Here is an 11784-nt window from a genome sequence, read left to right as displayed (position 1 = left end):
GTGCCTCTGACTCGTTCACGGACCGACTAACGCGCGGATCTCCGAAACGTCACCTGACCTGCGAGAAGAACGGAACTAGTTCAGTTAACGTGGCGTCCCGGTCGCGGCGGAAGCGCGCCACCGGGCGGAAGTCCTGGACCACGAGGTCTATCCCGAACCTCATCACAAGGCGGCAGCGCTGCTGTGCGAGCTGGCGAGGAACCCCAGCCTGGAGGTGAGGAACCTCCTCTTCGCGGCCACGGTGACCGCGGCCTACCTCTCGGCGTGCGGCCTTCCGGTAAGTCCTGGCCTGGACACCGTCCTGCCCTTGGCCCGCGCCGCCCGGGACGGGCTCCCTGTGCGCGAGGTCGCCGCGCAGATCAAGACCTGGACGAGCTGATCGGGCAGAGCCGTGTGCTGGCCTCGAGCGGCCAGCGACACCGGATCAGACCGGAGTGCCTGCGTCGTTCGTCCCGGCGTTGTGCTCGGGCCTGTCCGCCGCGGGGGCGAGATACTCCACGAGCATGAGCAGCATCTGCACCGCGACGGCCCCGAGGAGGATGGCGACCCATCCCATGGCCCACGGTGTGCTGCGGGTGTCGAACACGGTGGGCGTGAGCACCACCATGGCGGCGATCATGCCGCACGGAAGGATCCACTGCCGCCTCATGACGAGGTCCGGGGGGCCGTGAGGTCGGCCTGCTGCCCGGCTCGGAAGTGCTTGTCCGGGTGGTGGGGATGGTCGCGCCAGGGAGCAGCCATGTTCATGAGCTTGTGGAGAAGCTGTTCTGCTGTGGCGAGGTCGTCGCCGTGTACAGCCGTGGCGAAGTCCTTCTCCAGGTCGTGGGCGGCGGTCCAAGCGGCTTCGTACTCCTCGCGTCCGGCGGGGTACCGCTCGCGGCGCCGTTCCTCGAGCCGGTCGACGATGAACTGGTAGGCGCGTACGCCGGTCTGGAGGTCTACGGACATGCGGGGGTCCTTCGGGATCGGTGGTCGGTCTATCGCCTGAGGGGGCGTGCGGCCCGGGCACGTCGTGCCGCGCGATATGCCTCGGCGGGATCGTGGCAGGCTCCGGGTGCGGGGCGCCATTCGCCGGTGCGCCATGCCCCCTGGTAGAGGGTGAAGGGGTACCAGCGACCGTCGGGACCCGGACGGATCTGGACTCCAGCGGTCGTGTCGGTGAGCGCGTTGCCGTCGATGTCGATGGTCCCGAGGGCAACGGCACGGGAGGCTTGGACGGCCTGTCGTGCCCGCTCCAGGACGTCGGTGGTTACCGGGGCTGCGGCGAGGGTGGCGTGGGCGCCGGCCGGGCCGCCGTGGCGGTAGCCGATCATCATCGCCCGCAGGGTGGGGTCGGGGATGCCGGTGGCGTGCTGGGCGACCGCGATCTGGTCCGCGCCGTCGGGGCTGGCGAGGATCCGAACGATATCGGCCAGCTCGTCGTGGGGCGCGGGGGCGGTGCCGTCCAGGAGAGTCCGGGCGCGGGCGGCAGCATCGGCGGTCATCCGGGTCAGGTCCTGGGCTCGAGGCCCGGGGTGGGGCGCGTCGCCGTAGGTGAGGGTGCTGACGGTGTCGAGGTCGAGGTCCGGTGGGGCCTGTGGGGCGCGGTGGGCGGACAGCGAGTAGAGCTGGGCGGCGCGCACGGTGCCGTTGGTGTCTGCGGGGAGAGGGCCGGGGTCGGCGCCGTCCACGAGGTCGCGGACGTGGGCGGCGAGGGCGCGGGCGGTCATGCCGCGGGCGCCGAGCAGCAGGGAGGGGCTGCTGGTGAGGCGTTCGGCGACGGCGTGGCCGAGGGCAGCGCTGTGGTCGCAGACACGGTGGGCCCGGCCGGCGGGGCAGGAGCAGGAGAAGGTGATGCCGTCCGAGGGCGGGGCGATGGAGATGCCGCCGGCGTGGCCGGAGTCGGCGATCGTGGCGGGGATCCGGTTGGCGACGAGGTCGGCGACTGCCTGCGGGTCGTCGGCGAGCTTGGCGGCCAGCGTGTCCCATTGAGTGGCGGTCAGCTCGGGAACGTGGATCGCGGCCGTGTGGGTGGCCTTCTTCGCGGCGACCGATGCGCTGAGCCTGCCGGCCTGGGTGTGGATCTGGGCGACTGCGCCGTTGCGCGCGAGGTTGAGGCCCTTGCCGTAGGAGCTGGAGCCGTTGGTGGCGAGATGGAAGGCCTGTTTCCATGCGCCCGCCAGGGGCGCGAGGGGTCGGACGGTCATCGGGTTCCCAGGGTGACGAGGGCGGCGAGTTCGGTGTCGTCGAGTTCGGTGAGGGCGCCTTCGCCGGAGGTGAGGACGGCGTCGGTCAGGGCTCGCTTGCGGGCGAGGAGTTCGTTGATGTGGTCCTCGACGGTGCCCTCGGTGATCAGGTGGTGGACCTGGACGGTGCGGTGCTGTCCGATGCGGTGGGCGCGGTCGGTGGCCTGGTCCTCGACGGCGGGGTTCCAGGGTCGGTCGTAGTGGATGACGTGCTCGGCTCGGGTGAGGGTCAGGCCGGTGCCGGCCGCCTTGACGGACAGGATGAACACCGGGGCCGGGTCGGGGTCGTTCTGGAAGGCGTCGACGAGCTCCTGGCGGCGCGCTGGCGGTGTGCCGCCGTGGAGGAAGCGGACGGAGCGGCCGCGGGCGGCCAGGTGGCGTTCGAGGATGCGGCCCATCTGTACGTATCCGGTGAAGACGAGGGCGGCTTCGCCCCGGTCGGCGAGGGTCGCCGCGAGGTCGTCCAGGGCGGCGAGCTTGCCCGAGCGGCGGGCGAGGTCGGCCGGCTCGGCGTCGTCCAGGGGCTCCTTGAGGTAGAGGGTGGGGGTGTTGCAGATCTGGCGCAGGGCCTGGAGCAGTTTCAGGACCAGGCCGCGGCGTTCGATCCCGCTGCTGGTGCTGATCTGGTGCATGGTGTCGCGGACGATCGCCTCGTACAGGCCGGTCTGCTCGTCGGTGAGCGCCACGACGCGGTGGTGGTGGATCTTGCCGGGTAGCTCGGGGGCGATGCCGGGGTCGGTCTTGCGGCGGCGGAGCATGAACGGGGCGATGAGCCGGGCGAGGCCTGCGGCGGCGGGCGCACCTGGGTCCTTCTCGACGGCGCCGTAGCGGGCGCGGAAGGCGGCACGGGTGCCGAAGAGGCCCTCGTTGGTCCAGTCGAGGATGGCCCACAGCTCGGTGAGGTTGTTCTCGACGGGGGTGCCCGTGACGGCGAGCCGGGCGCCGGCGGGGATCTCGCGCAGTGCCTTGGCGGTGGCGGAGGCTGGGTTCTTGATGTGCTGGGCCTCGTCGGCGACGACCATGCCCCACGGGGTGGCGGCGAGGGCGGGGTCGCGGCGCAGGGTGCCGTAGGTGGTGATGACGACCGTGGTGTGGTCGAGCGCCTCGGTGTCGAGGGCGCGGCCGGTGCCGTGGTAGCGGACGACGGTGGTGCCTGGGGCGAAGCGGGCGATCTCGCGCTGCCAGTTCGTGATGAGGGAGGCCGGGCAGACCACGAGGGTCGGGCCGGCGGCTTCGCCGGCCGTTTCGGCGCGGTGGAGGTGCACGGCGATGGTCGTCAGCGTTTTGCCCAGGCCCATGTCGTCGGCGAGGAGCGCACCGAAGCCCATGCCGAGGGTGTGCGCGAGCCAAGTCAGGGCCCGCTGCTGGTAGTGGCGCAGGCTCGCGTTCAGGCCGGCCGGCGGTGGTACGGGCTGGGGGTCGTCGGGTGCGTGGCGCAGGGCGTCAACCAGGGTGGCCAGGGTGCCGGCGGGCCGGACGTCGCGCGTTTCGCCGTCGAGGGTGAGGGTGCCGGACAGGGCGGCGGCGAGCGCGTCGAGGGAAGGCAGGGGTGCCAGATCACGGTGGCGGGCGCGGCGGGCGGTGTCGGGGTCGATGAGCAGCCAGCGGCCGCGCATGCGGATCAGTGGCCAGGCGGCGTCGGCGAGGGCGGTCATCTCCTCCTCGGTCAGCGGGTCGCCGTCGAGGCTGATGTGCCAGCGGCAGTCCACGAGGCGGTCCAGGGCCAGGAGGCCCGCGCCGGGGGCGGACTCGTCGGCGGAGTCGGGGCGGCCGATGACAGCGGTGGCGGACAGCGCGCCAAGGAGCGTGGGCGGCCAGTGGATGGTGATGCCGGCCGCAGCGAGCGGGGCGGCGGCGTGGTCGTGGAGGTGGGCCACGTCCTCGGCGGACAGGGTGAGGCGGCGGGGACGTTCCTGTGCGGCGAGGTCGCCGAGCGGCGGGAAGTCGCGGGCCCCGCGGCGCAGCGCGCGACGTACGCCGGGCAGTACGGCCGGTGTCAGGGTGGGCCGGGTGAGGTGGCCGTCCCAGATGCTGCTCGCCTGCACGGGTTCGTCTTGGTCGTCGGCGGCCAGGAGCAGGACGGCTTGGGCGGTGGGGGCGTGCTCGGTGTTTTCGGGTTCCTTGATGCGCAGCGTGAGGCGGGGAGCGGGGCAGGGGTCGACGGCGTCCTCGATGGCGTCGGCCCAGGCCCACAGCTCTGCGCCGGGGTCGGTGTCGGGGGCCGGGGTGCTCGTGAAGGGGCCGGGGCCCAGGAGAGGGGCGGCGCCCGGTGTTCGGACCATCGCGTCGGCGACGGCGTCGAGCAGGGGCCAGAGGGCGTTCTCGGGCGCCGTGACGCGCAGGGGGTTCGCGCCGGCGAGGAGGCAGTGTCCCTCGGGGGCCATCTGGGCGGCGGCCGCGGTGACGGCGGTGCGCAGCGGCTCGGTGATCGGTCCGATGCGCCAGCAGCCCTGGCCGTCGGCGGTCAGGGCGGGGTAGACGCGCTGGTGGGCGACGCAGGTCAGGGCCAGACGGAGGCCTGCTCGCCATCCGGTGACGGAGGGGTGCTCGCCTTCGCGGGGAGTGAGCAGTGTGGGCAGAGCGAGGCCGACGGGGACGGCGAGGCCGGTGACGATGGCTCGGCGGGGCATGATGCCGCCGGCGCCGGCGAGGACGAGATCGCGGGTGACGGGTTGAAGCGGCGGCGGCGCCTGGGGGAGGGCGGGCAGGGGTGTGCCGTCGGGCTGGAACAGCATCCAGGCGGCCCGGCCGGGGTGGCGTGAGGGCAGCAGAGTCAGGGCGGCGCCGTCGGCGAGGGCCTGCTCGAGAAGGCGCTGGGCAGCAAACAGGTCGGCCGGGCCGGCCGGGAGGGCGCGCGGCGCCTCCTGGCCCTCTGTCGGCGCGGGGAGCGCGGGTTGTACGGGCGCGGCCGCCGGTTCGGGCGCGGCCGGGGGCTCGGCGTCGGCGCTGAAGGCAGTCTGCAGGGTCTTGAGGAGCCGGTCGGCTGCTTCGGCTCGGGCCTGTCGCTTGGTGGGGCCGGTCCCTTCGCCGGTGAGTTGCCGGCCGCGGTGGATGGCGGTGACCGTGGCCGTGAAGCCGGTGGGTGTCGGTGTGGGGAGACGGTAGTCGGGCCGGGTGATGTGGCCGGCTTGGTGGAACTCGTTCAAGGCCGACACGGGGTTGGCCGCACTTGCGGGAGCGGGCGCCGGAGGCTGGGCGGCGGGCGTGTCCCAATTCCAGCCGGGCACCGCGCGATCGGCGAGGGGATCCGGCAGGCCGGCGAGCGCGGCGATGAGGCTGGCCATGGCCCGCTGCCGGGCGCCCTTGCGGGTGCGGGCCTGCTGGACGCTGCCGGTGATGTCGCGGCCGGCGGGGGCGAAGGCGGCCTGCGCGACGAAGAACGGCTGCCCGTCGTCCCCCTGCCCTTCCCGGACGGTCGCGGCGGGGGTGCGCAGCAGCTGGGCGTGCATGGAGATGACGCTTGGCGCCAGGGCCGGGCTGGCCGCGACTGCGGTGAGGGCAGCGTGGCGTGCGGGTGCCCAGATGTCTGCGTCCCCCGTCTCGAACAGCACGGTCCGCAGGGCGGCGACGTCGAGGTGACCTTGGGCGATCCGGCGGGCGGCTTCGGTAGCCACCGCGGCGGCGGGTGTGCGCTGAGCGACGACGCGGTGAAGCGTGCTGCGGAAGGTGTCGGCGTCCATCAGGGCCACGGGCGTGCCCTCGGCCGGGGCGTCGGTGTCTGTGCGAGAGGGCGGGATCTGGACTCGGGGTGTCCGGGCGGCCAGCGCTGCGGGACTGATGTGCTGCAGGCGGTCGATGGACAAGTCACTCCCCCAGTAGCCGGACGCCGTCGAGACCACTCCCATTGTGGCCTGCGTCCGCGTCAGGTCGGTGCCATACACACGGGCGACCAGAACGATGGATGTTGCATATCGAGCTTTCACTATGTAGTTTGTTTCTTGTCGCCGAGCTTCGGCACCTCCCCCACTTCGCCCGCGTCGCGTCGGCATACCCATCCGTGCGCCGACCGCACCGACTCTTGCGAGGATCGCCATGCACCTGGACCCCATGGTCTTCCGCTTCACCGCCAGCGGCCCCGACGCCGAGACCGCGTTCACACGCCATGCCACCGAGGACGGGGACCTTCCGGTCGACCCGTTCGCCCGGCGCGCGGACCTGTCGCGGGTCAGCCGCGTCACCGTTGTGCGCGACCGCTCCGCGCTGGGCCCCGTCGTCGCGGGCTACTTCAACGACTCCGCTCCGTCCCCCGTCCCGTACGGCGCGGCCCTCGACGAGGACGACGCCGAGTGGCTGGCCGACCGCCTGATCGAGGACGACGCCCCGTGCGTTCGAACCGGCGGCGCCGGAGCGCTGCTGCTCAAGTCCGCCGGGCCGGAGCCGAGCTGGCTCTTCTTCGGCTGGAGCACCCCGCTCGGCTGACCCTTTCTGCCTCCCCCGCCCCTCAGCCGCGCCGAGACGGTCCGGCTGCCAGCGCCAAGGACTCGACCATGCACGCCCTCACTGCTCCCACCACCGGCATCCGCTTCCGGACCGCGACCGAAGATGACGGCGACGCCCTCGTCGGGCTGATCTCGCTCGTCGACCTCCAACTGCGGGCCGAGGATGTGCCCGCCGCTCTGGCCCCCATGCGGCACGCCCTCACCGACAGCGACGACGGACCGCTCTCGCACCGCAGGAATCACTTCCTGATCGCCGAGAACTCCGTGGGAGTCCCCGTCGGGGCCATCACGTGCGGCCCCGCCAAGTGGATGTCCGACCCGAACCGCTCGCCCGCGATCATGCGGCGCAAGCTGGCCGAACGTATCTCGACCGTCCACGGCCTCGCCGTGGTCCCCGCCTATCGCAACCAGGGAATCGCCCGCGCTCTCCTCCACCACGCCGAGGAAACGTTCCGGGACGCCGGATACACGGTCCTGACGCTCCGCCACAACCGCAGCCTCACACGGTTCTACCAGCAGCTCGGCTACACCAGCCACAACCGCCTGTCGCTGACGCTGCCCACGGGCGAACTCCTCAGCCTCCTGGACCGGGGCTGGAAGCACGCCTTCAAGGTCCTCTCCCCCACCGCCACCATCACCACGGTCCAGGGGATGCCCACCATCACCGGCGCGCTGTCCGACTGATGCCCCGACCGGACCCACTCCGGTGAAATGCAGAACCGAATCCGCCGCACCCCACTCCGCCCCGGTCCGGTGCCGTCGTACTTGTCCGCGACGGCACCGGACCGGCACGCAGCAGGCCTGAGCCCATCCGAACGCCGTCGACTTCAAGGACCCCGATGCCCGCCCCGGACACCCGCCCCCGCGCCCAGCACCTCGCCGACCGCCTTCCGCCTCTACCCGCGGCCATGCGAGGCAACGCAGGCCGAGAACGTGCCCGTCACGCCTTTGTCACCCGCACCCTCACGGCACTGCGTACGGACCAGAGCATCACCGGTGACCGCGCGGAGGACTGGCGCCGGGTGGCCTCAGAACTCGCCATGCTCGGGCAGATGGCCGCCCCTGGGGACGACTTCCAGGTGGCCGTCTTCAACCTGGAAGCGCTCGCCAGGCTGACCGCCGGCCTTGAACCGGCACCCGCAGGTCTTCCCTCCGGCACCGGACCCCGGGGCGGGGACATGATCTTCCCCTGGCAGGCCAGCGAGGACGACTGGATCTCGGTGCCGGGCGGCCCGGCTGGGCCCTTCGTGTCGACGGCGATGGCGATGCCGAACCAGGCGGGTATCGCCCGGACCGTGGTCGTGGTCAGCCAATGCCATCGGTACCACGCTGGTTCGTCGCACGCCGATGTCCACATCGAGGACGGGACGCGCATCGAACGTCTGGACGCAGAAGTCGAGCGGGCCCGGGCCGAGGAGCAGTGGAGCGAGGACCACTCTGCCTGGCACAACCACTGACCGCGTTGGGGCGCCTGGCCAGATCAGCCGAGCAGCGCGAGGCTACGTGCCCGCACCGTGCGGTCACTACGCGTTGTCGTCCGCATCTTCCAGTGCCGGGGGCTCCCGCCAGACCAGGGTGTCCAGTGGCCGCGGCAAGTTCCGGGCCGAGCCGGGCACGGCCCTCGCAACCGCAGAGGCCTCGTCGCTGAAGAGGGCGACGGGGGCGCCCGGCGTACGGCTGGGCGCTGATACTGCCGAGCTTGAAGTCTTCGTCGTGGTGGTCATCTTGTCCCCCTGATTCGTTCCGGGCCGAGCCCGGCTGCAGGCCGGCGCACGGGCCGGCTGCGAAAGCGTATACAGATTCCGAACTGCGGCCCGAGGAGATTTCCTTCGGGCCGCATTCCCATGTCAAGACGCGCTCGCTCCGACCGCCGCTCCTCCTGGCACGCTCGCCTGCGCCAGGTCCGCAGACGCGAACACGTCGTCGACCACTGCCTGCGGGCCCGAACCGTCACCGCTCGTCTGCCCCTTCGCGCTCACCTCTCGGAGGCCACCTGAGCGGTCGCATGGGCCGACTGGGTTCGTACACCCAGCGGGTGGGCCCGGCCAGCGCCGGGCCGGAGGCGGGATCGGCGGTCATGCTGGTGATGCGGGCCATCTCGTCCATGACCAGCACGGTCGGCTTGGACGGCACCAACAGGACGCCCACCGCCGGTCCCCGCTCACGGACCGCGCGCATCAGGTGGTGGAGCTCGTCGTGGCCGGCGTGGTGGTGCCGGATCTGCTCCTCGTCCACGAGCACGGTCACACGGCCGACCGCGGTGTCCGCGAACGGTCCGAACTTCTGGCTGGCCGCCTCCGGGCCGAGTTCGCGGCATTCGACGGTGTGCAGGGCGCGCTTGAGCACGGCCGCCATCTGGTCTGCGCCGGCGTCGCCCGGCAGCGGCGCCTTCCCTTGTCCGAGGGGGCCTATGAGCGCTGTCTGGTCCGTCTGGTGCTTGCTCATCGTGCGGATCTCCTTCTACCGGGGTCGGCGGGATTCAGGGCCTGGTCGCGGTGGAGTCGTACCAGGCGGTCAGCTGGGCGGGGTCCTGCGGCATGGACCGAATCAGGCGAAGGAGCCGCTCGCCGACGGGACGGACCTCGGTGAGGGCCAGGGCAAACAGGTCGGTGGTGCGCAGGGCGGCGAGGCCGGCGAGATGCCGCTCTTCGAAGGTGCGCACGCCGGCGAGGCTGTCTGAGGCGGCGAGGTACCGGGTGACGAACGGGTCGAACGCCGCGCGGTGGGCGGCGAGGTGGCGGAGGTAGGCCGGGCTGTCGACGGTAGTGGTGTTGGCGGCCTCCCCAGGGTGGGGTGAGGGAAGCCCGCACCAGTCGCTGATGAGAGCGGTGAGGGTGGCCGGGCCGTCGGTACGCCAGTGGCCGTCGGCGGCTCCGTGGGCGAAGTCCGCGCGCTCGTGGAGGTGGCACAGGATGCTGGCGAAGGTGAAGAAGCCCAGAACGTAGTCGGCTCCGGTGATGACCGACCGGATCGTCGGCTCGTCCGACACCGCCGCGGGCAGCAGCAGGCGCTGCTTGTGGTGTTCGCGCTGGAAGGGCAAGCAGACGGCGGCCTCGATCGCAGCGTGCTCGGCAAGCAGAACGGCGGCGCTCTGCGAGGGCGCAGCCTCGCGCTCCCATTCCACGGTGTCGTCCTCGTCGGCGAGGTCGCTCAGCCCCCGTGTATGCAGGCTGACGCGGTAGACGCCGGTGGTGGTGGCGGTCAGGGTCAGGGTGCCCTCGCGGTCGACGAGCGGCTGGGTGTGCTGCAGCGTGCCGTCTGTGTCCCGGCTCCAGTTCAGGCTGTTGGTGGGGCGGGTCGCGGCGGCGAGCGCCCAGTCGAGCAGGTGGACCAGCTCTTCCTGGCCGGCGTTGACGAGGTCGGCAAGGGACGTGTCCAAGGGCTGGCTGGAGACCTGCCGCCCCAGACGCTGGAGGTCTGTCTCGGGGAGGTCGGTGACGGCCTCGGCGCCGGGCGGGAGGCAGGGATCGCTTCCGTGGACCGTTCCTTCGGGGTACGTGCGGCAGTTGCCTGCCCAGCCGCCGGCGGCGTACACGCTGGCGTGGACGGGGTCGGCAAGGATGCGGGCGGCGACGTCGAGAACATGCTCGGCGGCCTCGACCAGGACCGGGTCCGCACTGAGGCCCGCGATGTGGCAAAGGGCGCCGGCGGCGGGGCGATCGGCGGTGCGGGACGGCGCGCGGCCAGGCTCGGCCTCGGTGAGGAGGTCAAGCACGGCCGTGCGCGGGTCCGCGGGGCCGGGGGCGGGAATCGGGACGGTGGGCCACAGGGCCGGCGGGACGGAGCGGGAAGTCCACAGGGGCAGGACGGTGGGGGTGGCCTCGCAGGCCTCGATCAGGTGGAGGGCGCTGTGGTGGCGGGTGGTGAACAGGTGGACGTGACCGCTGATGCGGGTGAGGGGGTCGAGGAGCCGGATCCGGCGCAGGGTGGCGCTGAGGTGGTCGGTGAGACCCGCGAGTTCGGTGTCCTGGGCGGCGATGTATTCGGGCTCGCGGCGGAACTGGGGGATCCAGTGCGGCATCAGGCTGCTCTGGTCGGCGGACCGGCGACCGAGCGCCGCACGCCACTCGGTCTCGCTGAGGCCGGCGAGGACCATCGTCATGCCGGGCAGTGTCAGGGCGATCCCGTCGAGGCGGCCGGCCCAGCGCAGGCCTGCGACGCCTGTCCCCTCCTCCCGGAAGGCGAGGGCGTCGATCCACTGGTCCAGCTGGGAGGGCGCGATCCGCACCACCAGTTCGTCGGAGCGGGGGGTGAGGCTGCGGATGCCGAACGGGCCGCCGGTCAGGGTGGGGCGGTGGCGGCCGTAGGCGGCGATGAGCGCGTGGAAGATCCGTGCCTCGCCTCGGGCCTGTTCGGGCGTGGGCGTCGGGATGAGGTGTGCGACGTCGGTGAGCTCGGCTCGGGCCGTCTCCTCGGGCTCGCCCGTGGCCATCTGGCGCAAGGCGACCGGGGAAACGGCCCTGTCGGTCGTGCGAAGGCCCCGCTGCTGTCGGGGCGTGTCCGGGGTGAGGGTGTAGGTCACGTGCAACTTCAACTCCCGCTTCGAGGTCCTCTGTCACCTGCTACAGGTGCGTGGGACGTCTGCGGTGTGACAGCCGAAGCCAAGAAGTTTTCAGCGCCGCTGCCCGCTTGCCCCGGGGTCCGTGGGCTTGCGAGGGACCTCGGGTGATCAAAGTGTGATCGTCAGGACCAGGAGGAACACCAACGTGCCTGCTGTGAGCGCGGTCCCCACGCCGGCGAATACCAGGTAGAACGTCCTGGAGTCCCAGCCTCGGATCTCGAAGCGGCGGGGGTTGGCCGGGTCGTACAGGACTGTGACGGGCCTGCCGGTGCCGAAGGCGGGGAGAACCGTGCCGCGGCCGAAGTTGGAAGGGTAGGTGTACTCGCGCCCGTCCCGGGCGGTCCACGCGACGACCGGGTGGTGGTACTTGGCTCCGTCATCGTCCCGCCTGGTGTGATGGCGCACGACTCGTCCCACTGCGGTGATTCCGCTGCGGCGAAGCGCGCTGGCGCGGCGCAGTCCGTAGACGCCCGCGCAAAGGAAGCTCACCCCGATCAGCAACGGGATGAGCGAGAAGAGCCATTCGTGTTCCATGTGGTGTCCGACGTCCAAGTGACTT

At 72.1% G+C, this 11784-nt stretch carries 11 protein-coding genes; 4 read left to right on the top strand and 7 right to left on the bottom strand.

What is annotated here, in order from left to right:
* Positions 1–214: 214 nt before the first annotated feature.
* The gene (locus ACZ5PB_RS12360; protein ID WP_468690267.1) at positions 215–379 is read left to right on the top strand and encodes a hypothetical protein; all 165 of its coding nucleotides are present in this window, start codon (positions 215–217) and stop codon (positions 377–379) included.
* A 45-nt stretch (positions 380–424) separates the two neighbouring features.
* Here ACZ5PB_RS12360 and ACZ5PB_RS12355 read toward each other — a convergent pair whose 3' ends face one another.
* Genes ACZ5PB_RS12355 through ACZ5PB_RS12340 form a run of 4 tightly spaced genes read right to left on the bottom strand, consistent with a single transcriptional unit; the run spans position 425 to position 6028 of the window.
* Positions 425–649 (bottom strand): hypothetical protein, encoded by a 225-nt coding sequence (locus ACZ5PB_RS12355; protein WP_468690266.1) that lies wholly within the window; start codon positions 647–649, stop codon positions 425–427.
* Positions 646–948 (bottom strand): hypothetical protein, encoded by a 303-nt coding sequence (locus tag ACZ5PB_RS12350; RefSeq protein ID WP_468690264.1) that lies wholly within the window; start codon positions 946–948, stop codon positions 646–648. Before ACZ5PB_RS12350 ends, ACZ5PB_RS12355 begins: the two co-directional genes overlap by 4 nt.
* 29 nt (positions 949–977) lie before the next feature.
* Positions 978–2186 carry a hypothetical protein gene (locus tag ACZ5PB_RS12345; protein ID WP_468690263.1) on the bottom strand — a complete coding sequence of 403 codons (1209 nt, stop codon included), beginning with the start codon at positions 2184–2186 and terminating at the stop codon, positions 978–980.
* The gene (locus ACZ5PB_RS12340) at positions 2183–6028 is read right to left on the bottom strand and encodes an SNF2-related protein (RefSeq protein ID WP_468690262.1); all 3846 of its coding nucleotides are present in this window, start codon (positions 6026–6028) and stop codon (positions 2183–2185) included. Before ACZ5PB_RS12340 ends, ACZ5PB_RS12345 begins: the two co-directional genes overlap by 4 nt.
* Positions 6029–6257: 229 nt before the next feature.
* On the opposite strand from ACZ5PB_RS12340, the gene ACZ5PB_RS12335 reads away from it, so the two are divergent.
* The 3 genes from ACZ5PB_RS12335 (at position 6258) to ACZ5PB_RS12325 (ending at position 8121) form a co-directional block, all read left to right on the top strand.
* Positions 6258–6644: a hypothetical protein gene (locus ACZ5PB_RS12335; protein ID WP_468690261.1), complete on the top strand. Its 387-nt coding sequence runs from the start codon at positions 6258–6260 to the stop codon at positions 6642–6644.
* Positions 6645–6712: 68 nt separating this feature from the next.
* Positions 6713–7348, top strand: coding sequence for a GNAT family N-acetyltransferase (locus ACZ5PB_RS12330; protein WP_468690260.1), 636 nt, complete (start codon positions 6713–6715; stop codon positions 7346–7348).
* A gap of 224 nt (positions 7349–7572) precedes the next feature.
* Positions 7573–8121 (top strand): hypothetical protein, encoded by a 549-nt coding sequence (locus ACZ5PB_RS12325; protein WP_468690258.1) that lies wholly within the window; start codon positions 7573–7575, stop codon positions 8119–8121.
* A 493-nt stretch (positions 8122–8614) separates the two neighbouring features.
* Here the strand turns inward: ACZ5PB_RS12325 and ACZ5PB_RS12320 are convergent, their stop codons facing one another.
* The 3 genes from ACZ5PB_RS12320 to ACZ5PB_RS12310 all read right to left on the bottom strand — a co-directional run bounded on the left by ACZ5PB_RS12320 (position 8615) and on the right by ACZ5PB_RS12310 (position 11759).
* Complete coding sequence (locus ACZ5PB_RS12320; RefSeq protein WP_468690256.1) at positions 8615–9109, bottom strand: hypothetical protein; 495 nt, start codon at positions 9107–9109, stop codon at positions 8615–8617.
* 34 nt (positions 9110–9143) lie between these two features.
* Positions 9144–11186, bottom strand: a complete 2043-nt coding sequence (locus tag ACZ5PB_RS12315; RefSeq protein WP_468690255.1) for a hypothetical protein — start codon at positions 11184–11186, stop codon at positions 9144–9146.
* 147 nt (positions 11187–11333) lie between these two features.
* Complete coding sequence (locus ACZ5PB_RS12310) at positions 11334–11759, bottom strand: DUF3592 domain-containing protein (protein ID WP_468690254.1); 426 nt, start codon at positions 11757–11759, stop codon at positions 11334–11336.
* Positions 11760–11784: the final 25 nt, after the last annotated feature.

The organism is Streptomyces sp. NPDC032721, assembly GCF_055579625.1.
Note: the sequence above shows the minus strand (reverse complement) of the source record. Positions and strands in the feature narration are given on the sequence as shown.

Excerpts from the sequence above, each read along its gene's own strand:
- ACZ5PB_RS12330 (WP_468690260.1), top strand. The coding sequence starts at position 6,713 with ATGCACGCCCTCACTGCTCCCACCACCGGCATCCGCTTCCGGACCGCG.
- ACZ5PB_RS12355 (WP_468690266.1), bottom strand. The coding sequence starts at position 649 with ATGAGGCGGCAGTGGATCCTTCCGTGCGGCATGATCGCCGCCATGGTG.
- ACZ5PB_RS12350 (WP_468690264.1), bottom strand. The coding sequence starts at position 948 with ATGTCCGTAGACCTCCAGACCGGCGTACGCGCCTACCAGTTCATCGTC.
- ACZ5PB_RS12325 (WP_468690258.1), top strand. The coding sequence starts at position 7,573 with ATGCGAGGCAACGCAGGCCGAGAACGTGCCCGTCACGCCTTTGTCACC.
- ACZ5PB_RS12335 (WP_468690261.1), top strand. The coding sequence starts at position 6,258 with ATGCACCTGGACCCCATGGTCTTCCGCTTCACCGCCAGCGGCCCCGAC.
- ACZ5PB_RS12310 (WP_468690254.1), bottom strand. The coding sequence starts at position 11,759 with ATGGAACACGAATGGCTCTTCTCGCTCATCCCGTTGCTGATCGGGGTG.
- ACZ5PB_RS12345 (WP_468690263.1), bottom strand. The coding sequence starts at position 2,186 with ATGACCGTCCGACCCCTCGCGCCCCTGGCGGGCGCATGGAAACAGGCC.
- ACZ5PB_RS12320 (WP_468690256.1), bottom strand. The coding sequence starts at position 9,109 with ATGAGCAAGCACCAGACGGACCAGACAGCGCTCATAGGCCCCCTCGGA.